Here is a 24,626-nt window from a genome sequence, read left to right as displayed (position 1 = left end):
GACTCGCGCTCATGGCATTACAGCGGCCCAAGGGCACTTCAGACCACCTACCGGACGGCAGCCCCAAACTGTCGCTCGACACCCAGGCCCGCGCTTTCCAGCGCGTCACCGACGTCGCCAGGGGCGTACTGGAGCGTTCGGGCGCCCAGTTTATCGCCACACCGATCTTCGAGGAACCCGAACTGGTCCGGCGAGGCGTGGGCGAGACCAGCGACATCGTGACCAAGGAGATGTTCACGGTCTATTATTTCGGCGAGCACGGAGGCTTTATCTTGCGGCCCGAAGGCACCGCCAGCGTGATGCGGGCCTACCTCCAGAACGGGCTCAAACAGTTGCCGAGCCCGCTTAAACTGTGGACCCAGGGGCCGATGTTCCGGGCCGAAAACGTCCAGAAAGGTCGGCTGCGCCAGTTTCACCAGCTCGACTACGAGGTGATCGGCGGTGACGACCCGCTGATCGACGCCGAGGCCGTCGCCGTGATGATGAGCGTGGTGGAGGCACTGGGGCTGCGGCAGGTCACGCTCAAGCTCGGCTCCGTCGGTGATCCGGCGGACCGGGAGCGCTACAACGCCTACCTGCGCGAGCAGTTCGGGAGGCGGCGGGCTGACCTGTCGCCGGAATCGCTGCTGAGGCTCGATCGCAACCCGATGCGGATTCTGGATTCCAAAAGCGCCGAGGATCAGGCCGTGGTCCGTGAACTGGCCGTGCGCCCGATGCTGGATTTTCTGGGCGAGCAGGCGCAGGCACATTTTGCCTCGGTGCGGCGCTATCTGGACGCCTGGGGCGTGTCCTACCAACTCGATCCCGGCCTGGTACGCGGGCTGGATTACTACCGGCGCAGCGCCTGGGAGCTGCACCACGCGGGCGTCGGCGCCAAGTCGGCGCTGGGCGGCGGCGGGCGCTACGACGGCCTGGCCGAGCAGCTCGGCGGGCCAGCGACGCCGGGCATCGGCTGGGCGCTGGGCATCGAGCGCCTGCTGATCGCCATGACGGCGGAGGGTCTGGAGTTGCCTCTTTCTCCGGGGCCACACGTCTACCTGGCGGCGCTGGATGGGGCGCTGGTCGGGCAGGTCGCCGAGCTGGGGCTCCAGTTGCGCTCAGTCGTGCGAGCGGAATTCGCGTACCGGGCACTGAAACCGGCTGTCGCCCTTCGGGACGCGGGGCGGCGAGGCGCGGTCTACGCGGCGCTGATCGGCCCGGAGGAGGCCGGGCGGGGTGTGGTGGCCCTCAAGCACCTGAGTAGCGGCGTTCAGCGCAACATCGGGTTAGATGAACTCAGGGACGTACTGGGTGGTCCGGACTTCGTGAATCCGGACTTCGTGAATCCAGACGCTGACGACCGTACAACCCACCCTCAACCTTCCACCAATCAGGAGCAAGCATGAAGCGCAGCTCTTACGTCGGCGACCTGCGGGCCGAGCACGCCGGGCAGCGCGTCACGCTGCAAGGCTGGGTCAACCGGGTCCGCGATTTTCCGGAGCAGTATTTCGTGATCCTGCGCGACAGAAGCGGCCTGGCGCAGCTCACCGTCGAGGCGGACAGTCCGGTGTATCAGGTCGCCGGGACGCTCAAAAGTGAGTACGTGATCGAGGTGAGCGGCACCGTCCGGCTGCGCGGCGAGGGCCAGCGCACGGGGGCGTACCCGACGGGCGAGATCGAGGTCATCCCCGACAGCCTGGTTATTCTGAACAGGGCCACCGCCCCGGCCTTTCCGGTGGACGGCTCACCGCTCACGGCCTCCGAGGAGCTGCGGCTCAAGTACCGCTACCTTGATCTGCGGCGCCCGGAGATGTTCCAGCGGCTGAAACTCAGGTCACAGGTGCAGGCGACCATCACCGCCTTCCTGAACGCCGAGGGCTTCCTGAACGTCGAGACCCCGCTGCTGACCCGCTCGACCCCGGAGGGTGCCCGCGATTTCCTGGTGCCGTCCAGGTTGACGCCCGGCGAGTTCTACGCGCTGCCGCAAAGCCCGCAACTGTTCAAACAACTGCTGATGATCGCCGGGGTCGACCGCTATTACCAGTTCGCCCGCTGTTTTCGGGACGAGGATCTCAGATCGGACCGCCAGCCGGATTTCACCCAGCTCGACCTGGAGATGAGCTTCGTGACCCAGGAGGAGCTGCTGACGCTCAACGAGCGCCTGATGCGTGAGGTGTTCACGCAGGTGCTCGGCGAGGCGCTGCCCGACCCCTTTCCCAGATTGACCTACCGGCAGGCGATGGACACCTACGGTTCGGACAAACCGGATCTGCGCTACGGGTTGCCCCTGGTGGACGTGACCGACCTGTTCGCCGAGACCGGCTTTGCGGCGTTCGCCGGAGCACACACCGTCAAGGTGCTGGCGACCTCGGCGCTGAGTCGCAAACAGATCGACGAGCTCGAACGCCTCGCCCGGCAAAACGGCGCGGGCGGCCTGGCCTGGACCCGGCGCGAGGGCCAGGCGCTGACGGGCGGTATCGGCAAGTTTCTGGAGGCGCAGACCGCCGAGCTGATCGCCCGGACTGGAGTCGTCGAGGGCGGCACGCTGCTGTTGACGGCGGGGCCGTGGAAGAAGGCGGTCTCAGCGCTGGGGGCGGTGCGAACGGCCCTGCGCGACCTGTTCGGTCTGGCGGCGAACGGGGCGAAGTTCAGTGTTGCCTGGATCACCGAGTTTCCACAACTCGAACGCATTGAAGGGGACACCGAACAGGGCGGGGAGCGCTGGACCTTCATGCACCATCCCTTCACCGGCCCGCATCCGGACGACATCAAGCTGTTCGGCACCAGCCAGATGGGCGAGATCAGGGCGCAGGCGTACGACCTGGTGCTCAACGGCTTCGAGGTCGGCGGCGGCTCCGTGCGCATCCATGACCCGGCAATCCAGGCGCAGATGTTTCAGGCCATCGGCTTTAGCCAGGCCGCCGCCCGCGACAAGTTCGGCTTTTTTCTGGACGCGCTGGCCTCCGGCACGCCCCCGCACGCCGGGATCGCCTGGGGTTTTGACCGCCTGCTGATGGTCATGAGCAATGCTGCGAGCATCCGCGAGGTCATCGCCTTTCCCAAAAACAACCGGGGCGCCGATCTGATGGCGCTGGCCCCGTCGGGCGTGGACGCCGCACAGCTCGCGGAGCTGGGTGTGGCGCTCGTCGGCGAAGCGGATAGGCAGTGATACGGCCTCCGACCAAATCCCGCACAACCTGCGGCTTCGATCCGACAAAATGCGGATTCTGCGGTGTGAACGCGCAGGCGGCGCTTTTCCGACTGTGCTGGAATGGAGCAAAGTCCGTATGAGGTGGGCCTGGTGGGGACGGGCGTGGCGCTAGACCGGCGGACGCAGGCCTACGACGAGGCCGGGCGGGTCGCGGAGGTGGCGCTGCTGGGGCAACTCGACGGGTCGTTCAGCTTCATCGGGCCGCTGCGGGCCTGGAACGGGGGCGGGCGCTTCACACTGCACGCCAGGCCGGATGCGCTCAGCCCGCAGGTCAGCGAGGTGCTGCCGGGCGAGGCGCTGGAGACAGTCCTTCGGCGGCCCGACGGCTGGGTCTGGCTGCGGACGCTGGCCGACGGCTACCTGGGTTACGGCTACCTGGCTCACGGGCGTGCCGGGTGGCTGCTGGATACGCCGCCAGGGCAGAATACGCCGCCAGGGCAGACCTGGGCTGTCACGGCGCTGCGGGGGCACGTCTATGCCGGGCCGAGCATCCAGTCGGCGCGGCTGGGAGAGGTCGGTCTGGGGGCCATCGTGTGGCCGCTGGAACCGGCAGGGACTGTACCGGGTTGGCGGCGGGTGGCCTGGGCGGGCGACGGCGGCTACGTCGCCGAGGTCATCCTCTCTCCCCTGCCGGACGACGGCCCGGCTGACCTGGCGCTGCGGCTGGTGGGCACACCGTATGTCTGGGGCGGGCGCAGCGGCTGGGGCCTGGACTGTTCGGGGCTGACTCAGTTGGTCTACGGGGCCTTCGGACAGGCCCTGCCGCGTGACAGCGACCAGCAGCTCGCGGCCCTGACGCCGGTTGAGCGGCCCAGGCGCGGCGACCTGGCTTTTTTTCCGGGGCACGTCGGCCTGATGCTCTCGGCGGTGCAGATGGTGCATGCCAACACCGCCGCGATGGCGGTCTCGGTCCAGACGCTGGGTGAGGGTGAGGACGGAGACCGGTTGCAAACCGAGTTGCTGGGGTTCGGACGATGGGACCGGTGACGCCCCGCCCGGTGATCTCCTGGGAAACCCTGGAGTTGCGCACCGCCCAGCCCTTCGGTATCGCCCGCTGGACGGCCAGCAGCTACGCCCGGACCATCGTGGAGTTCAGGCAAGGCGAGTTTAGCGGACGCGGCGAGGCGGCGCCCAACGCCTACTACGGCGAGACGGCGGCCACGGTGGCGGCAATCTTGCCGCTGCTGAGCGGGGCGCTGGTCGATGCCTGGGACTGGCAGGGGCTGGAGGCGAATCTGAAGCGCCTGTTGCCGCAGGGCCACCCCAGCGTGCGCTGCGCCCTGGAGATGGCGGCGCTGGAGTGGTGCGCCGTCTCGGTGGGACGCCCGGTCTGGGGGCTGCTGGGGCTCTCACCAGTGGCGCTGCCAGAGACGAGTTTCAGCGTGGGCCTGGCCGAGCCGGAGGTGATGCGTGCCCAGCTCAAGGCTGCCCTGGGGCGCGGCCACCGGATCCTGAAGGTCAAGCTGGGCGGCCAGCGGGATCAGGCGGTCATCGAGTTGCTGCGCACCGAGGCGCCGCAGGCCGCCATCCGGGTCGACGCCAACGCAAGCTGGACCAGGGCACAGGCGCGGCGGATGCTGGGCGTGCTCCAGGCCGCCGACATCGAGTTGCTGGAGCAGCCGCTGGCGGCCTGCGACCTGGATGGGCACGCCGAGCTGCGGCGCATCAGCCGCGTGCCGATCATCGCCGACGAGAGCCTGCACCACCTGGGCGATCTTCGGGGGCTGGCCGGGGCGTTCGATGGCGTGAATTTCAAGACCGCCAAACTGGGCGGGCCGCTTCAGGTGCTGCGCGGCATTCACCAGGCCCGCGCCCTGGGGCTGGGCGTGATGCTCGGCTGCATGATCGAGTCCTCGCTGGGCGTCGCCGGGGCGGCGCACCTGGGCGGCCTGGCCGACTGGCTGGACCTCGACGGTGCGCTGCTGCTCGAACACGATCCCTTCGGGGGGCTGGAGTGGCAGGCCGGGGTGCTGGAGCGGCCCAGCGCGCCCGGCTGGGGCGTGCACCGGGTCAGCTCCTGACGCGCCTGGGTACCATCTGATGCGCGTCGCGGTGATCGGCTGCGGCAACCGGGGCGCGGACGTCTACGCCCGGCTGCTCTCGGCGCGGGGTGCACAGATCAGCCATCTGGTCGAGGCCCGGCCTCAGCGGCTGAGCGAGGTGGCGGCGCGGCATCCGGGGGCGCAGACCTTTGCGGATTGGCCTGCGTTTTTTAAGCGGGGTAAGCTGGCCGACGCACTGGTCATCGCCACGCCGGACGATCAGCATGTTCAGCCGTGCCTGGCGGCCCTGGCGCTGGGCTATCCGGTGCTGCTGGAAAAGCCGGTCTGCCTGGACGAAGGCGAGCTGGACCTGCTGATAAGCGCCGAGACGCACAGCGCGGGCTCTGTCACGGTCTGCCAGGTGCTGCGTTTCGCGCCGATGTTCCGGGCCTCGGCGGCGCTCGTGCATGGCGGGCGACTGGGGCAGGTCATGGCGGTGGAGGTGCAGGAAAACGTGGCCTGGTGGCACTACGCGCATTCCTACGTGCGCGGCAACTGGCGGGCCACCCCGCTGGCGGCGCCGTTTATTCTGGCCAAGAGCTGCCACGACCTCGACCTCCTGCACTGGCTGGCAGGCAGTGCGCCTGTACGGGTGCAGTCGCAGGGCGGGCTGCGGCACTTCAGGCCCGATCAGCGGCCAGCCGGGGCGGCGCGGCGCTGCCTGGACTGTTCGGTGCCTTGCGCCTACGACGCCCGGCGCATCTACGGTTCGCGTTCGCCGCAGACCTGGCCGGTGACGGTCCTGACGGCAGGCGGGCAGACGCTGGAGGAAGCGCTGCGCAGCGGCCCCTACGGCGAGTGCGTCTACCTGGGCCTGAATAACGTGGCCGACCACCAGAGCGTGACCGTCACCTTTGGGAACGGCGTCACCGGCGGGCTGGTCAGCAGCGCCTTCACCGCCGAGAATACCCGGCATCTGCGGGTGCTGGGTTCGGCGGGCGAGCTGCGCGGCGAGCTGAACAGTGGACGGATTGAAGTGACTCATTTTTTGAGTGGCGACACTGAGGTCATCGACCAGGGGGTGACCGACCAGGGGGTGATCGGCAACCACGGCGGGGGCGACGCCGGGCTGATCGACGCCTGGCTGCGCCACCTGAATGGAGAGACCGGGGCGGTGGCCAGCCTGGCCGAGTCGCTAGAGTCGCACCGGATGGCCTTCGCGGCGGAGCGCTCACGGCTGGGAGTGTGAGGAGCTGGGTCGCCGCCCGGTCGAGAAGGGTTGGGGTCGAGAAGGGTTGGGGTTGTTGGGCAGGGTAAAGCGACCTAAGTATATATTCTCTCAAACGAACGGGCGGCAGGTGGCGGGGCGGGCGGTCCCCCGCTCAGCCGCCAGACTGGGCCGCCAGACTGGGCCGCTAGACTGGGCCGCCAGACTGGGCCGCTAGACTGGGCGGATGCTTGGAATGATCGCGGTGGATGTGGACGGAACGCTGGTGGGAACGGGCAATATCGTGCTGCCGGAGGTCTGGGCGGCGCTGGCGCGGGCGCGGGACGCCGGGATGCGGGTGGTGCTGTGTTCGGGGCGCCCGGCGGTCGGGCACGCGCTGAAGTACGCCCGGCGGCTCGACCCGGACGGCTGGCACGTCTTTCAGAACGGGGCCAGCATCGTCAAGGTGGACACGGGCGAGTCGGTTAGTGAAGAGTTGCCGCCTGAGCTGCTGCTGAAGCTGGTGGAGGATGCACGCCGCAGCGGGCGCATTCTGGAGGTCTACACCGATACCAAGTACGCCGTCGAGGACACCTCTGCCCCGTCGGTAGACCACGCGGCGCTGCTGGGCGTACCGTTCGCGCCGCGTGACCTGCTGAGCCTGCCGGGCACCGTCGTGCGGGCGCAGTGGCTCGTGCCCGCCGGGGACAAGGCCGCCGTGATGGCCGAGGCTACACCGGGCCTGCAACGGCATCCGGCGCTGAGTCCGGTGATGCCGGGCATTCTGTTCGTCAGCATCACCCGTGACGGCGTGAACAAGGGCAGTGCGCTGCGGCGGGTGGCGGCGCTCTACAACCTGACCCTGGACCGGGTGATGATGGTCGGGGACGGGCACAACGACGTGACGGCGATGGAGGTCGTCGGTTATCCGGTGGCGATGGGCAACGCCGATCCCGAAGCCCTGGCCGCCTCGCGCTTTCAGGTCGGCCATGTCGATGCGGGCGGGCTCGCCCAGGCTGCCCAGATGGCGATGGAACTGTAGCTTGGGCACCGCACTTCGCTTGGGATCTGGACCGGGTGCGACGACACGATTATGTCTTGACCGTAACGCAATTATGTTATAGACTAAATGCATGAAACTGAGCGATGTCCAGAGACGACTCCAGGCCCCGTTTCCCGCGCATCAGGTGAACTGGAAGCCCCAGGCCTTCACGCAGGGTCGCCAGCGGGCATTGTTGCTGGCGCACATCGACGCCCGCGCCGTGCAAGACCGGCTCGACGCCATCTGCCCCGACGATTGGCGCTTTGAGATGGAGCCGGTGGCGGGCACGGCTGCGCCCACCATCAAGGGCCGCCTGACCATCCTGGGCGTCACCCGCGAGGATATCGGCGAGGCGCAATCTGAGACCGGCATGGGCGGCGGCACCTTCAAGGCGGCGGCCAGCGACGCCCTCAAGAGATGCGCGGTGCAGTTCGGCGTCGGGCGCTACCTCTACGACCTGCCCAAGCTGTGGGCCGACTGGGACGACGAGAAACGTGCCCCGGTCAGTGCACCTGAGCTGCCCCAGTGGGCCAGGCCCGACCACGAGCGCAGCCCCGGCGGCGCCCATCTGGTGCAGGCCATCGAGCAGCTCCGCTACGAGTTGCCCGAAGACCTGGAGTTGCAGCGCGAGGTCTACAAGCACCTCAAGGCCGCCCTGCACAGCCTCCAGCCTGCCGGTGCCGGGCGGGCCGCGTGACCACCCGGCGGGAGATGGTTCAGGCCCGGCGCACGGCTCAGGAGGGCGATCCCGGCGTCTGGTTGCTGGCACTGATCTTGCCGCTGATGATTCTGGGCGGCTGGCTGGCACAGTTTATTTGAGCAGCACCGAAAGCGGTGCTGGCCTGTGGCGCGTGGCTTGTGGCGTGAGGGAACAGATGAAAATGCGAAACGAGGTTACCTGGCGGGTCAACGCGAACAACGCGGCGTGACCTGATCTCAGGCCCTTCGCCCTTCCCACAGGCCGCAAGCCTCCCCTACTTCCGGCACCCGCTCACGATCTTTGCCGCCAAGGCCCCCAGATCGTCCCCCGCTTTCAGGGCGTTGATAAAGGCGCTGCCGACCACCACGCCGTCGGCGCCCGCGTCCACGGCCACGATGCGGGCGGTGGCGGCGTCCTTGACGCCAAAACCCACAGCCACCGGCAGGTCGGTGTGGGCGCGGGCCAGGGCGATCAGGGCGGGCACCTCGCTCAAGGCGCCGCCGTCGCGGGCACCCGTCACGCCGGTCACGCTCACGGCGTAGACGAAACCGGTGCAGGCGCTGGTCACGACCCGGACGCGCTCCGGGGTGCTGGTCGGCGCGATCAGGAAGGTCAGGGCCAGCCCGGCCTCGGCGGCCAGGAAACGGATGCCCAGGTCCTCGTCAGGGGGCAGGTCAGGGAGAATCAGGCCGTCCACGCCCGCGTCGACGCACAGGCGCATGAATTCCTTGGGGCCGGTGGCGTAGACCGGGTTGATGTAGGTCATGACGACGATGGGCTTGTCGGTGCGCGCCCTGAGCGCCTTGACGGCTTGCAGCGTGGCGCGGGTGCTGGTGCCGTGTTCGATGGCCTCCTCGCTGGCGCGCTGGATGGTCGGGCCGTCGCCGAGCGGGTCGGAGTAGGGCAGGCCGACTTCGAGCAGATCGGCGTGCTCCAGCAGTTGCAGGGCCACTGCGGGGAAGCGTTCGGGGGTCGGGTAGCCCGCCGTCATGAAGGGGATGAAGGCGGCGCGGCCTTCCGAGGCGGCGTGCTCGAAGGCGGCCCAGATGCGCTCTGGGCGCTCGGCGAGGCGACGGGCGGTGTCGGCGACATCGTTGTTCAACGTGCTGGTCATGCCTGGTCACCCAGTTCAGAACCGGTCAAACCAGGGCCAGTCAAACCAGGACCGAGCAGGCGCATCACCTCGGCCACGTCCTTGTCGCCGCGACCCGACAGATTGACCACGATGACCTTGCCCTCACCCAGTTCGCGGGCGGTAATCACCGCCTGGTGGATGGCGTGGGCGGTTTCCAGCGCGGCGATGATGCCCTCGGTGCGGGCCAGCAGTTGTAGGGCGCTCAGCGCCTGGGCGTCGGTGACCGGCACGTAGCGGGCCACGTTGTGGTCGCTGTAGTAGCAGTGCTCCGGGCCGATGCCGGGGTAGTCGAGTCCGGCGCTGATCGAGTGGGCGGCCTGAATCTGGCCCTCGTCGTCGTGGAGCAGGTACATCATCGAGCCGTGGAGCACGCCGACCTTGCCCCCGGCGACGCTGGCGGCGTGGAAACCGGTGTCCACGCCCTGCCCGGCGGCCTCGGTGCCGATCAGTTGGGGGCGCTGGTGTTCGGGCAGGTAGGCGAACGGCGCGAAGATACCGATAGCGTTACTTCCGCCGCCCACGCAGGCGATGATGGCGTCGGGGACAGCGCGGCCCTCGGCGGCCTGGAGCTGCCACTTGGTTTCCTCGCCGATCACGCTCTGGAAATCGCGGACCATCGCCGGATACGGGTGCGGGCCGACCACGCTGCCGAGGATATAGAAGGTGCCCCGCACGTTGGTCACCCAGTCGCGGATGGCCTCGTTGGTGGCGTCTTTGAGGGTGGCGGTGCCGGAGGTGACTTCCCGGACCTCGGCGCCGAGCAGCTTCATCCGGAAGACATTCAGGGCCTGGCGGCGGATGTCCTCACGGCCCATGTAGACCACGCACTCTAGCCCCAGCAGCGCGGCGGCGGTGGCGGTGGCGACGCCGTGCTGCCCGGCGCCGGTCTCGGCCACCACCCGCTTCTTGCCCATCCGCACGGCCAGCAGCGCCTGACCCAAACAGTTGTTGATCTTGTGGGCGCCGGTGTGGTTCATGTCCTCGCGCTTGAGGTAGATTCTGGCGCCCCCGGCGTGGCGGGTCAGGTTCTCGGCCAGGTACAGACGGCTGGGGCGGCCCACGTACTCGCGCAGCAGGGTCTCGAAGCTGCTCAGAAACGCCGGGTCGGTCTTGGCCTCGGCGTAGGCGTCACGCAGGGTATCCAGGGCCGGAATCAGCGTTTCGGGCACGTAGCGGCCACCGAAGACGCCGTAGCGCCCGCGTGCGTCCGGCAGCGGATAAGTAGGCAGTTGCATGTGAAAATGGTAGGACTGAAACGAGGGGGTTGAATGTGAAACTTAGACAACTTGTATAACTGTGTCTAGGTTACGTTACGGGGCGGGTGGAGGTGACCTGTTGGGAAGTGGGCGGAGGGAAGTGGGAAGTGGGCTTGATCTTTCCCTACTTCCCACTCCCCACTTCCCGGTACACCGGAATTAATTCCGCCGCGCTGACCTCCTGCGGCACGTTCCAGCCGAGGCTGCGGGCCAGGTCGGAGAGAACGCGCTTCGGGGACAGGCCGCTGTCTCGCAAGGCCTGGATGCTGGGGGCGCCGCTGCGCTTGGCGAGGCGCACTCCGCCGAAGTCGGTCATCAGGGGCGTGTGGAAGTAACGCGGCAGCCGGTAGCCCAGGGCGCCTTGCAGGGCGATCTGGCGCGGCGCACTACTGAGCAAATCAGCCCCGCGCACGATGTCGGTCACGCCCATCTCGGCGTCGTCCACCACGGCGGCCAGGTGGTAGGCGTAGACGCCGTCGCCGCGTTGCAGCGCAAAGTCACCGACCTCGGTCGGCAGGTGCTGGCAGAGGGTCTCACCGCTCCAGCCGTCGCTCAGGCAGATGGTGGTGTCGGGGACGACCCAGCGCCGGGCGGCGGGGCTGCCGGTGGAGGTCCGGTGGCGACAGGTGCCGGGGTAGACGGGCTCACTGCCGTGTGGGGCGCCCGCGCTGGCCTGGATGGCCTCCTGAATCTCGCGGCGGGTGCAGGTGCAGGGGTAGGTTCGCAGGCGGGCGAGGGCGGCGGCGTAGTGGTCCAGCCGCTCAGATTGGCTATATTCAGCGTCCCAGTCGAGGCCGAGCCAGGTGAGATCGGTTCGGATCAGGTCGCTCATGCCGGGGCGGATTCTGCCGGTGTCGAGGTCCTCGATGCGCAGGAGGTGCCGCCCACAATGTAAGCGGGTGTGCAGCCAGGCCAGCAGGGCCGTGCGGGCGTTGCCGGGGTGCATCGGGCCGGTGGGGCTGGGGGCAGTGCGGCCTGTGAACATGCTACCTGTGACCATACTGCCTGTGACCATACTGCCTGTGACCATATTGAGGCGAGCGTGGTGCATCGGGCCAGCGCTGAGGCTGACAGGCGCACTTTCACGGTTAGTGAAGTGCCTATCGGGTGACAGGCGCTTCAACGCCGCTCGCGGCAAAATGGCACGCCGCTTGCGGCAGAATGGGGGACATGACGACATCTCCCCTGGTGCTGACGCTGGCACTGCTCTCCCCCGCTGCCGGAGCCGTATCCAGCCCAGCCGCGTTATCCAGCCCAGCCGCGTTATCCAACCCAGCCGCGTTATCCAGCCCAGCCGCGTTATCCAACCCAGCCGCGTTATCCAACCCAGCCGCGTTCGCCGGTCAGGTGATCTACCAGGTGATGCCGGACCGCTTTTATGACGGGGATTACACCAACAATGCCGGGGCCGATCCCAAAAATCCGCGCGCCTGGCACGGCGGCGACCTGGCCGGGCTGACCCAGAAACTGGACTACATCGGCAAACTCGGCGCCAGCGCCATCTGGCTGACGCCCCTCTATCAGCAGCAGCCGGGGCGCAGCTTCGAGACCGACGGCTATCACGGCTACTGGCCCGCCGATTTCCAAGGCGTCGATCCGCATTTTGGCGACCTGGAGGGGTTTAAAAAGCTGCTGGACGCCGCGCACGGGCGCAAGCTGAAGGTCGTGCTCGACCAGGTCATCAACCACTTCGGCTACACGGCGCCTGCCGTCAGGCAGCATCCGGAGTGGTTTCATAGCCAGGCCGACTGCGACGCGGCCAGTGGCACCGACAGGGAGATCGTCTGCCCGCTGGCCGGATTGCCGGACCTGAAAGTCGAGGACAAACCCGTGCAGGACCTGCTGTTTGCCAACGCCGACTTCTGGCGCGGGGTGGACGGCTTCCGCTACGACGCCATCAAACATGTGCCGCAAAGCTTCCTGGGGGCGCTGCTGGCGCGTGACCAGAAAGCCGGGACGTGGACGCTGGGCGAGTCCTTCGGGGCAGGCGCGGACGTCATCGCCGCGCAGCAGCGGGCGGGCTTCAGCAGTCTGTTCGACTTCGAGTTGCAGGCCGCCATGCGGGCCGCCGTGATGGGCGGCAGCGGGCTGGGGCAGGTGCGCAGTGCGCTGGAGAATTTGGCCAGCGTGCCGCGTCCGGACGAGGTGGCCCTGTTTTTAGACAACCACGACCTGCCCAGATTCGCCCAGGGCAGCCTGTTCGAGGATCAGGGCCAACTGGGGGTGCGCTACGGCCTGCGGGCGCTGATGACCTTGCGGGGCGTGCCGATCATCTGGCAGGGCACCGAGATCGCCATGCGCGGCGGGGCCGATCCCGACAACCGGCGCGACATGCGCTTTGAAGGCCAGTGGACGCCCGGCGAGCGGGCGGTGTTCGAGACGGCTGCCGACGCCATCCGGGTGCGGCGCGAGCATCCGGCGCTGTCGGTGGGCAATCAGACGTTGCAAAGCGTGCCGGGCAAGCTGGAGGGCGATCTGCTGCTGCTGGTGCGGGCCGACCAGGTGAGCGGCGAGCAGGTGCTGGTGGCCTGGAACAACGCCGCCAGACGGACGACCTACTCGCTGCCGAGCAAGCTGGGGGCACAGGGGCTGACGGCGGGGCTGTTCGGTGATCCAGCCGGGGAAGCGCCGCAGAGGGCGGGGATGAGCGTCTCAGGGGGCTACCTGCACCTGAGCCTGCCGCCGAAGACGGCGACGGCCTTCGTACTTAAGTGACACGTGATAAAGTGACACGAAGAATCCGGGCCGTTTTATTTGACCGCGACGATACCCTGAGCGTCACCGACCCGGCGGTCTACCAGGCGGCGGCGGACTGGGTGGCCGGGCGGTTCGGGCTGGACGCGGGCCTGGTCCACCGAGCCCTGCTGCGGCAGTGGCACGAGGCCTTCGGCAACTGGTGGGCGCTGCGGACCCTGGAGGACGAGCGGGTGTTCTGGCGGCGCTACGGGCGTGAGCTGGGCGGGGCGCTGGGCCTCAGTGACGTCCAGGGCGAGGCCATCGTGGCGCAGTTTCCGTACCAGGCGTTCATGAAGGCGGCGCCGGGGGCGCGTGAGCTGCTGCGAACACTGCGCTCACGGGGGCTGAAAATCGGGGTGCTGAGCAACACCCTGCCCGACATCTGGCCCACGCTGCACGCCACCGCGCTGGGCGAATACGTCGACGTGGCGCTGAGCAGTTGCGCCCTGGGCATTCACAAGCCCGACCCCGCCGCCTTCGAGCTGGCGGCCCAGGCGCTGGGTGTCGGCGCGGACGCGGTGCTGTTTTTGGACGATAAACAGGAGAACGTGGACGCGGCCAGACAGGTCGGCATGACGGCGGCGCTGGTCGATCTGGAGGGCCGGGCGCCGGGCGCCATCAGCGACTTGGGGGACGTTGTGGCGCTGCTGGACGGGCTGGAGGCGGCGGCAGGTGAGCCGGGGTAACTGGTGGTGGGAGTAGCTTCGGAGCCTGCAAATATATATTCCTTGGGAGGGCCGGTCAGGCGGCTACCGGGCGGCGGCAAGTGCGCTAGAATCTTCGGGCATCATCATCCCAGGAGGAAGCCCCACATGACCGAAACTGCACTGCTCACGCTGGAAACCGTCGCCAAGTACTTAAAAGAGCGCGAGGTCCAGTTGGATATGGAAGAGAACAACGGCCAGCGGTTCATCCGCATGGGCTGGCGCTTTGAGATGGGCGACGCCGCCGTGCTGGTGAGCGTCAACGACGGCCCCAACAACACCAGTCGCCTGGAAGTCACCTGCGTGACCCAGAAGACCTACGTGGCCCGCAAAACGGAGATCATGGGCATTCTCAACGAGCGCAACCGCGAGCGTGCCTTTGCCCGCAGCATCGACGCCGACGGCAACGTCTGGCTGGAGTACGTCGGCTTTTACCCGACCCTGGCCGAGATGCCCCAGGAGACCTTCGACACGCTCTTCGGCGGCGTGCTGATGCACTTTCAAGACGATTACGCTTTTCTGGAAGGCGTGCAGATCATCCAGCCCCAGCCGCAGGCGTAAATGGGGAAATAAGAAGAGGCGGAATGACTCCGCCTCTTTTTGTGGGGTGAGTCAGCGAAAGAAATCACGAGTAGGACTATTTGTGATCGAGAGGTCGAGATTGGAGTGTTGAGAATGGTCGTTCAGCTCCGGGTGGCGCTCACCCCGCTCAGGGCCGGGCGCCGGGGACTCAGGCCAGGCTGAGTGTGGCGGCGGCCAGTGTGCCTTGGTCGCTCAGGCACAGCCCGGTGCCGCTAGGCTGGCCTCCCCCCTCTTCTACACCGCACCCGCTGGACTGGCCCTCTCTATACTGTCGGGCATGGCTTCCACCCAGACTCCGATTTCCAAGCTCAGTGAGCACATCGGCCAGGACGTGACCCTCAGCGCCTGGCTGACCGACAAATCCGGCAAGGGCAAGCTGATATTTCTCAAGCTGCGCGACGGCAGCGGCTTCGTACAGGGCGTGCTGAGCAAAAACGACGTCAGCGAGGACGTCTTCGAGGCCGCCAGACACCTGACCCAGGAAAGCAGCCTAAAGTTGACTGGCACGGTGCGGGCCGACGAGCGGGCGCCCGGCGGGGTCGAGTTGTCGCTGAGCCACGTCGAGGTGGTGGGCGGCTCCGGCGAGTACCCGATCACGCCCAAGGAACACGGCATCGACTTTTTGCAAGACCACCGGCACCTGTGGTTGCGCCACCGCCGTCCCTGGGCGGTGCTGCGGCTGCGGGACGCCGTTCAGCGGGGGCTGGCCGACTTTTTTCACGGGCGCGGGTTTATCCGCTTTGACTCGCCGCTGTTTACTACCAACGCCGCCGAGGACACCACCGAGCTGTTCGAGATCGATCTGTTCGGCGAAAATAGCGCCTACCTCTCTCAGACCGGGCAACTGCACGCCGAGGCCGGGGCGCTGGCCTTCGGCAAGGTCTACACCTTCGGGCCGACCTTCCGGGCGGAGAAGAGTAAAACACGGCGGCATCTGCTCGAATTCTGGATGATCGAGCCGGAGGTGGCGCCCAGCGACCACGCCGCCAACATGCAGCTTCAGGAAGACATGGTGGCCTTCGTGGTGCGCCGGGTGCTGGAGACCTGCGCCGAGGAGCTGGGCATTCTGGGCCGCGATCTGGATAAGCTGCGCCCGGCTGCGTCAGGCCACTTTCCCCGCGTGACCTACACCGAGGCGCTGGAGATCATCCGCAGCCGGATCGAGTCGGGCGACCTGCCGCCGAACGTGGCACCGGATACGCAGCCGGTGGCGTGGGGCGAGGATCTGGGGGCGCCGCACGAGACCATCGTGGGTTCCCAGTTCGACCGGCCCGTGATGATCGAGCGCTACCCGGCGGCCATCAAGGCCTTCTACATGCAGCCGGACCCACTCGATCCCCGCGTGGCGCTGTGCGACGACATGATCGCGCCCGAAGGCTACGGCGAGATCATCGGCGGCTCGCAGCGCATCCACGATTACCACCTGCTGAAAAACAGAATCGAGGAGCAGGGCCTGCCGTTAGAGCCCTTCGAGTGGTATCTGGACCTGCGGAGATTCGGCAGCGTGCCGCACGCGGGCTTCGGCATGGGCCTGGAGCGCTTCGTGGCCTGGATCAGCGGCATCGACCACATTCGGGAAGCGGTCGCCTTTCCCCGGATGCTGACGCGGATGTACCCGTAAGCCTGTAAATGTGAACGCAAGCGAGCGGCGAACCCTGGGTGGTGGGGTTCGCCGCGTGTGGGTGGGCAGTGCGGAACATCAGGCGGGGGCGGGCTGGTCGCGGTGGGCCTTGCCGGTCAGGCGCTGCCAGAGGCGCACGATCAGGCTGGGGGCCTTGGCGGCGTTCAGCAGGCGCAGCGTTCTGCGCACACTCGCCTCGTCGCGCAGGCTGTCGATGCGGGCCTGGGCCGCCCACTCGCAGGTATGGAAATCGGTGATCATGGGGGCTTTCTCCTGCCAGCGGAGGGAGCGGTTTCCGGCTGGTAGGAGTATGGTGCGCCGGGCGAGGCACTCGGCGCGTCGGCCAGGCGGCGCAGCGGACGGCTGGCCAGGTGGCTTAGCGGCGGCGCACCAACTTAAGTTGCAAGGTCTGATCCGAAGGTCCTGATCTGACTCGGCCTGCTCCACTCTGTCCATACTTGATCCATACTTGACTTGTTGTATATATTCTAGAGAGATAGTGAAGTGCTCGGTGCCGAACGGGCCATGCCTGCCCGGTCAGCTCGCCACAACCGCCGCGTCGAGCCCGAAGGCCGTATGCACCGTGCGGGTGGCGCCGTCCACGTCGCGGCCCTCGATGGCGACGCTGATGTTCAGCTCGCTGCTGCCCTGCGAGATCATCAGGATGTTGATGTCGTCACCGGCCAGGGCGCCGAACAGCTTGGCCGAAACGCCCTTGGTGCCGCGCATGCCCGCGCCGACGATGGCCAGCACGGCGACCTCACGCTGCACGTCGAGCTGCATGGGCCGCCCACCCATCGGCCTGCCCAGCGCCTCCAGGGTGCGCTCCTCGTCGCTGCTCAAGATGGCCAGCGAGACGTTGCTCATGCTGCTCGACTGCGAGACCATCAGCAGGGTGATGTTCTCGCGGGCCAGCGCGGCGAACAGATCGGCCACCACGTCGGGCACGCCCAGAAACCCGGCGCCCGACACGTTGATGATGCTCACGCCCCGGATGGCCGTCACCGCCTTGACCGGGTGGGCGCTGTCGGTGTCGGGGCTCGCCGTGACCAACGTGCCGGGAAAGTCGGGGTCGGCGGCGCTCTTGACCCGCAGCGGAATTCCGGCGTCTTGCAGCGGCGTCACGGCCAGCGGGTGCAGCACCTTGGCGCCGAAGTAGGCCAGCTCCATGACCTCGCCGTAGCTGAGCTGGGCGATGTTCTGGGCGCCCTGCACGGCGCGGGGATCGGCGGACATCACGCCGTCCACGTCCTTCCAGGCCCACACCTCGCTGGCGTGCAGGGCCGCGCCCACGATGGTCGCCGAGTAGTCGGTGCCGCCGCGCCCCAACGTTGTCGTAGCGCCCTTCTCGGTTTCGCCCATGAACCCGGCGATCACGGGGGTCAGTCCGGCGTCGAGCAGGCCGCCCAGGCGGTCACGGATGCGGCCTGCGGTGCTACTCAGGGGCCGGGCGCTGCCGAAATGAGCGTCGGTGACGATGCCCGCCTGGCCGCCGGTCAGGTGGTGGGGACGGTGGCCGCTGGCTTCGAGCGCCAGGCTCATCAGCGGGGCCGAGAGGCGCTCACCGAAGGCCACGATCAGGTCGCGGCTCCGGGCGGTCAGCTCGCGCAGCAGGTACACGCCGTAGACCGCCTGGCGCAGCGTTTCGAGCAGTTCGCGCAGCTCGCGCACGGTGGCCGAGTCGGGCGCGGCGCCGAGTTCCTGGGCCGCCGTGAAATGGCGGGTGCGCAGCGCGGCGATCATGTCGTTGGCCCCGGCGATGTCGCCCTTTTCACCGGCCTCGGCGACGCCCAGCAGCAGGTTGGTGACGCCGGACATGGCCGAGACGACCACCACCACGCGCACCTCGGCGTTCAGGCTGCGGGCGACCAGGCTGGCCGAATGACGGATGGCGGCGGCGCCCTGCATGTTGGTGCCGCCGAATTTCATGACCAGGAGGGTGGGGGTGTCAACCATGCCTGCCAGTCTACGCGGGCCGCCAGGTCGGGGGCCGGGGCGTGTCTGGACGTGGGCGCGGCGGGCTTTACCTGGCCTCCTGCACTCAGGTGTTGCGAGACAGTGACCAGGCTGACCCGAATCGGCGGCCTTTGTGTAAGCCAGGCCCGCTTCGGGCCGAACCTGAGACGGCAGATTACCGTTTTGCTCATCAAGCCGTTTCACAATGAACCATGAAGACGACTTTCTGGTCCGCCGCGCTGCTCAGTTCGCTGCTGGGCGCCTCGCTCGCCGCCCCCTACACCGCCGCTGGTGGCCAGGCGGTGTTCGACTACCGGGTGACCTTCATCGGCGTGCGCGGCACCACCCCGGACGTCAAAGCCTCGATGAACATCGACCCCGACAATCTGGCCAAGGTGAGCGGCACGGTCAACGTCACGGTGGCGACCTTCAAGACCGGCAACGGCGTGCGCGACGGCCATATGCGGGGCGCCCTGGGCGCCGACGAGTTCAAGGACGCCGTGTTCACATTGAGCGCCGTGCAGGGCCTGGGCAAGCTGCCGGAAGGCCAGCAGGTCAGCAGCACGGTGGTCGGGCAGCTCAGCCTCAAAGGGGTGGCGAGGACGCTGAGCGCTCCGGTGAAGCTCAAACGGGTCGGCAACACCATCGAGGTGGCGACCCAGTTCAAGTTCAACCCGCACGACTTCGGCGTGGACTACTTCGGCGGCGCCAACGACATCGCCATCAACGTGAGCTTCAAACTGGGCGGAAGCTGAACTCAGGCCGTCGCCAGCACGTCCCACTCCTGCGCCAAGGCGGCCTCGAAGGCGCGGCCCAGGCCACGGAAGCCCAGGATGTCTTCCAGCGCGCTCATCAGCACCCGGTAGGGCGCCGGGCGGGCGGCCTCGCCCATCAGGCCCAGGCGCCAGATCAGACCCGCCGTCGGGCCGAGGCCGCCGGTGATGCTGATTTCGCGGCGGCGCAACTCGGCCCGCACGCCCGCGTCGTCTAAGCCTTCGGGGAGGCGCAGCGCCAGCACGGTGGGCAGCCGGTGTTCGGGGCTCCGGACATAGTGCGAGAAGCCGTGGGGCGTCAACGCCGCCGTGATCGCCCGGCCCATCGCCGCCACGCGGGCCTGACGGGCTTCAAGGCCCTCTTCCAGCGCGGCCCGCAGCGCCTGCTCGAAGGCGAAGTGCAGGTTGACCGGGACGGTGTGGTGGTAGGTGTGATCGGTCCAGTAGTCGCGCAGGCCGCCAAAATCGCAGTACCACAGCGGCGTGGGCGTGCGCCGGGCGGCGTAGCGGGCAAAGGCCCGTTCACTGATGGCGATGGGCGCCAGGCCGGGCGGGGCCGAGAGGCACTTCTGGGCGCCGGTGTAGGCGTAATCCACGCCCCACTGCGCCATCTGGAAAGGTTCCATGCCCGCCGTGGTCACGGCGTCGACGGTCAGCAGGGCGCCGCTGGAGCGGACCAGCTCGGCGATGGCGGGCACCGGGTTGAGCACGCCGGTACTGGTCTCGCCGTGGACGACGGCGACCATCGCGGCGCCGGGCAGGTGCTCGGCCAGGTCGGCGGGGTTGATCGCCTCACCCAGCGGCGCGGTGACCAGCCGGACGTGTCCGCCGTAGCGCGTGACCATCTCGGCCATGCGGCGCCCGAACGAGCCGTTGGCGCAGACCACCACCTCGTCGCCGCTCTCGACCAGGTTGGCGAATCCGGCCTCCATGCCCAGCGAGCCGGTGCCCGCCAGCAGCGCGGTGAAGGCCCCCGGCGCGGTGCCGTACATCTGGCGCAGATCACGCTGAATGGCTTCGTTGACCTTGAACACCTCGGCGTCCATGTGGCCCAGCATCGGGCGGGTCAGGGCCTTCATGGCACGCGGATGAATAGGAGTAGGGCCGGGCGTCAGCAGGGTGTGCTCCGGGTAGTCGGACTGTTGGAGCTGGATTTTGGTGGGGGCATCTAGCAACTTCATGGAGGCAGTATAGGGGATGAGCGAGGATCATTGCGCCCGAAGTCGCCTGGCTGACGGTTGACGCAATAAAATTGCTCGAAGTTCCAGATTCGCCGAATGATCGGGCACGCTCTGGGGGAGGGAGACGCACACAAGTCAGCCCGCACAAGTCAGCCCACACAAATTAGCCCAGCAGCAGGCCCAGCCACCAGACGCACAGCCCGGCTCGCACAGTCCAAGCCAGGGTCCGAACCCAGTTGGTCGAGACGAGGCGGGCGTGCAAGCCTGCGTCGAAAGCGGGCGAGAGCCGCCCGTGGAGTGGCGACTGGATTAATCCGGTAGAAATCCAGATGGCGAGGGTCAGCGCCAGGCCCAGCCACAGGCTCCACAGCGGCAGGCCAGCGACGGGGCGGTACACCAGCCAGGCGGCGCTCAGCAGCTCGGCAAGCATCAGCGGGCCGACGAGGAACGCGATGCGGGACTGGTGTTCGCGTTCGTAGACCGACCAACCTGCTTCTCCGACTTTTGAAAACAGCGGGTAATGCACGAACTGGATGGTCAGAATCAGGCCGAGCAGCGCCCAGGTCACGGCGGCGTGCAGGATCAGGAGCATGTGTGGGCCACGATCTGACGGGCGGTTTCTTCCGGCGACCAATGATCGGTGTGGAGCATCAGCGCGTCCGGTGGCGGGGACAGCAGGGCGCCGTACTGCTCCAGCATGCGGGTCAGACCGGCCTCGTCGCGCATCTTAAGTCGGGCGCGGCGGTCGTCGAGGGGAATACGGCGGCGGAGTTCAGGTTCACTGCACAGCAGCCAGACGGGGACGAAGCGGGCATTTCGGGCGTCAGCCAGACGGCGGCGACTCTCGAAGGTGTCCAGCTCGCCGGGCCGCTGCACCAGGACGTTGGTGAAGATGAAACTCAGCTCCGGCGGCGCCAGCATCACGGCTTCGAGCACCGCCGCTTCGACCCGCCCGACCAGCGGCCAGGTGCCTTCGGGGAGCGGGCCGACGCCGGTAGCGCCGACCGCCTGGAAAATCGGGTCATTGATGAGGTGGTTGTCGAGCAGCCGCGCCCCGGTGAGTGCGGCGAGCGCCAGGCCCACCGTCCGTTTGCCGGAGCCGGGCCACCCGATCAGGTAATAGACGGTGCTCAACTCAGCACCTGCCGGGTCTGCCGGGCGATCTCGCCCTCCTCGTCGGTGGGAATGACCAGGGCGGGTTTGCTGCCGGGGGTGGATATTCGGCGTTCCTGGCCGCGCACGTCGTTGGCGGACACATCCAGCTCAAAGCCCAGCCAGGCTAGGCCCGCGAGTACGTCGGCACGGAGCTGAATGTCATTTTCACCCGCGCCTCCCGTGAACACCAGGGCGTCCAGGCCGCCCAGCGCCGCCGCGTAGGCGCCGACCTGTTTAATCAGGCGGTAGGTCATGACCGCCAGGGCCAGTTCACTGTGCTCCGTTCCGGCTGAGCGCACGTCGCGCAGGTCGTTGGAGACGCCGGATAGACCCCTCAGGCCGCTGCGGCGGTTGAGCAGGGCATTCGTCTCGTCCAGCCCGTACCTGTTCGCCAGCCACAGCACCGCGCCGGGGTCGAGGTCGCCGCTGCGACTTCCCATGACGAGCCCTTCGAGCGGGGTCAGGCCCATGCTGGTGTCGATGCTGAGGCCGTTTCGAATCGCCGCCGCACTCGCCCCGTTGCCGAGGTGGAGCGTCACCAGCTTTTCGACCCCGCCCAGGAGTTCATTGGCCCGCCGCGAGACGCAGGCGTGCGAGGTGCCGTGGAAACCGTAGCGGCGCACGCCTTCGGTGGCGTACAGCTCGTGGGGCAGCGCGTAGTGGTAGGCGTGGGGCGGCAGCGTGGCGTGGAAGGCGGTGTCGAACACTGCTACGTTGGGCACGCCCGGCAGGGCCTTGAGGGCGGCCTGGATGCCCTGGACGGCGGGCGGGTTATGCAGCGGCGCCAGGCTGGAGAGGTCCTGAATGGCCTGGATGACCTTCGGCGTGATGACGGTAGCCTCGCGGAACGCCTCGCCGCCGTGGACGACCCGGTGGCCGACGGCCTGCACGGTGACGGTGGCGGGCAATTCGGCCAGCACCCGCACCAGGGCGGCGGCGTGGTCAGGATCACTGCCGCCCTCACCGATGCGCTCGATCAGGCCGCTGGCGTGTCTGGCGCCGCCCGCACCGTAAAGCTGGTATTTGAGGCTGCTGGAACCGGCGTTGAGGACGAGCACGGCTTGGATGGTCATGCGGCCATGCTAGCGGCTGGGGGCTGGATGACTGTCCGTAAGTCGTGATGAGATTCACGAGCAGTTTGTAAAAGATTTTCCGCCCAAGCTCGGAGCCCCGTTCGCCTCCGCTTTTCTCCAGCGCGATCTGAGCTACCCTACGGAAATGGAAGAGCATTACAAGGGTTACCGCATCAACATCGAACGCCCCGCCCTGCCCCAGTTCAACAACGGGCCGCTGCGTGGCGCCGTCGCCCAGACCTGGAAAGTCCGTATCGACGGCAAGGACATGGCCCGCCATATCGTCAAGCGCAAGATGGACACCACCGACACCGTGCTGGACGCCGCCAAAAAGTACGTGGATAGGCTGCCGGTGCGCGAGGAGAAGGTGGCGCAAGCGGCGAGCTGAGGGCCAGCGGGGAAATGAGATCAGCGGTCAGCTCAGAGCTCCGCTGATTTTTCGTTGATCCAGGTCGAGGAACGCCGTCTACTTCGCCCGCTGGTGCGGGGACGCCGCCCGGAGGCCTCGCCGCTTCGCAGCACCCTGCAAGGGGCGAGGGGTCAACCGCGTTTCGGCATGCTTGCTGAACATCACGCTCAACTCAAGACTTCTCGCCGCTCAGCGCCACGATTCCGGCCCGCCCGGCGCACTAAACTGTGTCAATGCATTTCGACGACCTTCCGGTGTTGCCGACCACGCCCGGCGTGTACCTCTTCCGGGGCAAGGGCGGCACGCCGATCTATATCGGCAAGGCCAACAACCTGCGCAGCCGGGTGGGCCAGCATTTCAAGGCGGGCGGCAAGAGTGGCCGCTTTACCCGCGAGGCGCTGGAACTCGAATTCATCTCGGCCCGCAACGAGGTCGAGGCGCTGGTGCTGGAAGCCAACCTCATCAAGCAGCACCGGCCCCATTACAACGTGCTGCTCAAAGACGACAAGCACTACCCGTTTCTGAAGCTGACGCACGAGACCTACCCGATGCTGATCGTCACGCGGCGGGTCATCAAGGACGGCGCGAGCTACTACGGGCCGTACCCGGACGCCTCCGCCGTGCGGCGGGTCAAACATTTGATCGACACCATGTATCCGCTGCGAAAGAACTCCGGACTGCCGATGCAGCGCAAGCCGAGGCCCTGCCTGAACTACCACATGGGCCGCTGCCTGGGGCCGTGCGTGGGCGCCGCCGATGTGACCGAGTACGCCAAAGTCGTGGACGACGTGAAGGCGCTGCTCGAAGGCCGGGCGGCGGGCGTGCTGGCGCAACTGGGCGCCGACATGAAGGTGGCCGCCCGGTTGCAGGACTTCGAGCAGGCGGGGCGGCTGCGCGACCGACTGCAAGCCGTGGAAAAGCTGTTCGGGACCGAGCAGGCCGCCATGCAGACCGGCACCGAAGACCTTGACTTTTTAGGCTACGCCCAGGCCGGGGCCTTCGCGATGGTGCAACTGTTCCGGATGCGCAGCGGGCGGGTGGTCGGGCGCGACAAGCGCTTTCTGACCGGCGCCGAGGAATCCGAGCCCAGCGAGATCATCGGGGCCTTCGTGCAGGATTATTACGCGCTGGCGACGCATGTGCCGCCGCTCATTTTGCTGCCCGCCGAGTACCCGGACGCCGCGCTGTGGACGCAGCTCCTGAGTGAGCGGGCCGGACACAAGATCGAGATGCGGCTGCCTAAACGCGGCGACAAGACCGAGCTGACCGAGATGGCGCTGCGCAACGCCCAGACCGGCCTGGACTCCGAGCTGGCGCTGCTGGAGCGCCGGGGCGACCACCCTGGCCTCGACGCCATGCGCGAGGTGCTGGCCCTGCCGGAGCGGCCCTGGCGCATCGAGGGCTACGACAACTCCAACCTGTTCGGCACCAATATCGTGTCCGGCATGGTCGTGTTCGAGGGCGGGCGGTCCAGACGCAGCGAGCATCGCCGCTTCAAAGTAAAAGGGCTCGACAAGCCCGACGATTACCTCTCGATGCGCCAGACCATCACCCGCAGGTTTGCAGGCAGCCTGGCCGACAAGTTGCCGCTGCCGGACCTGATGCTGATCGACGGCGGGCGCGGGCAGGTCAACGCCGCGCTGGACGCCTTAAAAGAGGTCGGCGTGCAGGTGCCAGTCGTCGGGCTGGCCAAGCGCGAGGAGCGATTGATCTTGCCGGGCCGCTACGGCGCCCAGTGGTGGCTGAGCGGCGGCAGCGAGATCGGGGTGGACCGGGAGTTGCTGCTGCCGCACACGCATCCGGCGCTGCGGGTGCTGATCGGGGTGCGCGACGAGGTGCATAACTACGCCGTGACCTACCACCGCAAGCTGCGCGGGCAAGACATGCTCCGCAGCGTCTTCGACGACCTGCCCGGCATCGGCGA

24 protein-coding genes are annotated in these 24,626 nt (G+C 67.6%); 15 read left to right on the top strand and 9 right to left on the bottom strand.

Going from position 1 to position 24,626, the window contains the following annotated elements:
• Window positions 1-11: 11 nt before the first annotated feature.
• From hisS to Q0R23_RS07100, 8 genes are all read left to right on the top strand, one after another.
• Window positions 12-1,385 (top strand): histidine--tRNA ligase, encoded by a 1,374-nt coding sequence (hisS, locus tag Q0R23_RS07135; protein ID WP_293911757.1) that lies wholly within the window; start codon window positions 12-14, stop codon window positions 1,383-1,385.
• Window positions 1,382-3,148 (top strand): aspartate--tRNA ligase, encoded by a 1,767-nt coding sequence (gene aspS / locus Q0R23_RS07130; RefSeq protein WP_293911756.1) that lies wholly within the window; start codon window positions 1,382-1,384, stop codon window positions 3,146-3,148. The genes hisS and aspS overlap by 4 nt, the downstream gene beginning before the upstream one ends.
• Before the next feature lie 102 nt (window positions 3,149-3,250).
• Window positions 3,251-4,177 carry a C40 family peptidase gene (locus Q0R23_RS07125; protein ID WP_293911755.1) on the top strand — a complete coding sequence of 309 codons (927 nt, stop codon included), beginning with the start codon at window positions 3,251-3,253 and terminating at the stop codon, window positions 4,175-4,177.
• Window positions 4,165-5,211 carry a dipeptide epimerase gene (locus tag Q0R23_RS07120; RefSeq protein WP_293911754.1) on the top strand — a complete coding sequence of 349 codons (1,047 nt, stop codon included), beginning with the start codon at window positions 4,165-4,167 and terminating at the stop codon, window positions 5,209-5,211. Before Q0R23_RS07125 ends, Q0R23_RS07120 begins: the two co-directional genes overlap by 13 nt.
• Window positions 5,212-5,230: 19 nt before the next feature.
• Window positions 5,231-6,421: a Gfo/Idh/MocA family oxidoreductase gene (locus tag Q0R23_RS07115; RefSeq protein WP_293911753.1), complete on the top strand. Its 1,191-nt coding sequence runs from the start codon at window positions 5,231-5,233 to the stop codon at window positions 6,419-6,421.
• Between the two features lie 205 nt (window positions 6,422-6,626).
• A complete protein-coding gene (locus tag Q0R23_RS07110; protein ID WP_293911751.1) occupies window positions 6,627-7,421 on the top strand; it encodes a Cof-type HAD-IIB family hydrolase in 795 nt (264 codons plus the stop codon).
• A gap of 91 nt (window positions 7,422-7,512) precedes the next feature.
• Window positions 7,513-8,118: a Rad52/Rad22 family DNA repair protein gene (locus Q0R23_RS07105; protein ID WP_293911749.1), complete on the top strand. Its 606-nt coding sequence runs from the start codon at window positions 7,513-7,515 to the stop codon at window positions 8,116-8,118.
• Window positions 8,115-8,240, top strand: a complete 126-nt coding sequence (locus Q0R23_RS07100; RefSeq protein ID WP_293911747.1) for a hypothetical protein — start codon at window positions 8,115-8,117, stop codon at window positions 8,238-8,240. The genes Q0R23_RS07105 and Q0R23_RS07100 overlap by 4 nt, the downstream gene beginning before the upstream one ends.
• Before the next feature lie 155 nt (window positions 8,241-8,395).
• Here the strand turns inward: Q0R23_RS07100 and trpA are convergent, their stop codons facing one another.
• The 3 genes from trpA to gluQRS all read right to left on the bottom strand — a co-directional run bounded on the left by trpA (window position 8,396) and on the right by gluQRS (window position 11,497).
• Window positions 8,396-9,235: a tryptophan synthase subunit alpha gene (gene trpA / locus Q0R23_RS07095; RefSeq protein WP_293911745.1), complete on the bottom strand. Its 840-nt coding sequence runs from the start codon at window positions 9,233-9,235 to the stop codon at window positions 8,396-8,398.
• Window positions 9,232-10,491, bottom strand: coding sequence for a tryptophan synthase subunit beta (trpB, locus tag Q0R23_RS07090; protein WP_293911743.1), 1,260 nt, complete (start codon window positions 10,489-10,491; stop codon window positions 9,232-9,234). Before trpB ends, trpA begins: the two co-directional genes overlap by 4 nt.
• Window positions 10,492-10,636: 145 nt before the next feature.
• Window positions 10,637-11,497 (bottom strand): tRNA glutamyl-Q(34) synthetase GluQRS, encoded by an 861-nt coding sequence (gluQRS, locus tag Q0R23_RS07085; RefSeq protein ID WP_293911742.1) that lies wholly within the window; start codon window positions 11,495-11,497, stop codon window positions 10,637-10,639.
• Window positions 11,498-11,682: 185 nt separating this feature from the next.
• Here gluQRS and Q0R23_RS07080 point away from each other — a divergent pair, with 185 nt between their 5' ends.
• From Q0R23_RS07080 to asnS, 4 genes are all read left to right on the top strand, one after another.
• Complete coding sequence (locus tag Q0R23_RS07080; RefSeq protein WP_293911740.1) at window positions 11,683-13,227, top strand: alpha-amylase family glycosyl hydrolase; 1,545 nt, start codon at window positions 11,683-11,685, stop codon at window positions 13,225-13,227.
• A gap of 11 nt (window positions 13,228-13,238) precedes the next feature.
• The gene (locus Q0R23_RS07075; RefSeq protein ID WP_293911739.1) at window positions 13,239-13,934 is read left to right on the top strand and encodes an HAD family phosphatase; all 696 of its coding nucleotides are present in this window, start codon (window positions 13,239-13,241) and stop codon (window positions 13,932-13,934) included.
• Window positions 13,935-14,060: 126 nt separating this feature from the next.
• A complete protein-coding gene (locus tag Q0R23_RS07070) occupies window positions 14,061-14,513 on the top strand; it encodes a YbjN domain-containing protein (protein WP_293911738.1) in 453 nt (150 codons plus the stop codon).
• Between the two features lie 298 nt (window positions 14,514-14,811).
• On the top strand, window positions 14,812-16,155 hold the full coding sequence (gene asnS, locus Q0R23_RS07065) for an asparagine--tRNA ligase (RefSeq protein ID WP_293911737.1): 1,344 nt from the start codon (window positions 14,812-14,814) through the stop codon (window positions 16,153-16,155).
• 78 nt (window positions 16,156-16,233) lie between these two features.
• On the opposite strand, the gene Q0R23_RS07060 is transcribed toward asnS, so the two are convergent.
• Both Q0R23_RS07060 and Q0R23_RS07055 read right to left on the bottom strand, forming a co-directional pair.
• A complete protein-coding gene (locus Q0R23_RS07060; protein WP_293911736.1) occupies window positions 16,234-16,416 on the bottom strand; it encodes a hypothetical protein in 183 nt (60 codons plus the stop codon).
• Between the two features lie 276 nt (window positions 16,417-16,692).
• Window positions 16,693-18,111, bottom strand: a complete 1,419-nt coding sequence (locus tag Q0R23_RS07055) for an aspartate kinase (protein WP_293911735.1) — start codon at window positions 18,109-18,111, stop codon at window positions 16,693-16,695.
• Window positions 18,112-18,323: 212 nt separating this feature from the next.
• On the opposite strand from Q0R23_RS07055, the gene Q0R23_RS07050 reads away from it, so the two are divergent.
• Entirely contained in the window at window positions 18,324-18,866 is a 543-nt protein-coding gene (locus Q0R23_RS07050) for a YceI family protein (protein WP_293911734.1), read from the top strand.
• Between the two features lie 2 nt (window positions 18,867-18,868).
• Here the strand turns inward: Q0R23_RS07050 and Q0R23_RS07045 are convergent, their stop codons facing one another.
• The 4 genes from Q0R23_RS07045 to Q0R23_RS07030 form a co-directional block, all read right to left on the bottom strand.
• On the bottom strand, window positions 18,869-20,065 hold the full coding sequence (locus Q0R23_RS07045) for an alanine--glyoxylate aminotransferase family protein (protein WP_293911733.1): 1,197 nt from the start codon (window positions 20,063-20,065) through the stop codon (window positions 18,869-18,871).
• A 163-nt stretch (window positions 20,066-20,228) separates the two neighbouring features.
• The gene (locus Q0R23_RS07040; RefSeq protein WP_293911732.1) at window positions 20,229-20,657 is read right to left on the bottom strand and encodes a hypothetical protein; all 429 of its coding nucleotides are present in this window, start codon (window positions 20,655-20,657) and stop codon (window positions 20,229-20,231) included.
• Window positions 20,648-21,199 (bottom strand): hypothetical protein, encoded by a 552-nt coding sequence (locus Q0R23_RS07035; protein ID WP_293911731.1) that lies wholly within the window; start codon window positions 21,197-21,199, stop codon window positions 20,648-20,650. The genes Q0R23_RS07040 and Q0R23_RS07035 overlap by 10 nt, the downstream gene beginning before the upstream one ends.
• Window positions 21,196-22,293 (bottom strand): acetate kinase, encoded by a 1,098-nt coding sequence (locus Q0R23_RS07030; protein ID WP_293911730.1) that lies wholly within the window; start codon window positions 22,291-22,293, stop codon window positions 21,196-21,198. The genes Q0R23_RS07035 and Q0R23_RS07030 overlap by 4 nt, the downstream gene beginning before the upstream one ends.
• 145 nt (window positions 22,294-22,438) lie before the next feature.
• Between Q0R23_RS07030 and Q0R23_RS07025 the strand changes: the two genes are divergently transcribed.
• Together Q0R23_RS07025 and uvrC are read left to right on the top strand one after the other, a co-directional pair.
• Window positions 22,439-22,681: a hypothetical protein gene (locus Q0R23_RS07025; protein WP_293911728.1), complete on the top strand. Its 243-nt coding sequence runs from the start codon at window positions 22,439-22,441 to the stop codon at window positions 22,679-22,681.
• Between the two features lie 254 nt (window positions 22,682-22,935).
• The coding region (uvrC, locus tag Q0R23_RS07020) for an excinuclease ABC subunit UvrC (protein ID WP_293911726.1) at window positions 22,936-24,626 on the top strand (1,691 nt) is incomplete at its 3' end.

It is taken from the genome of Deinococcus sp., assembly GCF_025362455.1.
GTDB lineage: Bacteria > Deinococcota > Deinococci > Deinococcales > Deinococcaceae > Deinococcus.
This window is presented reverse-complemented; position numbering and strand designations above follow the sequence as displayed.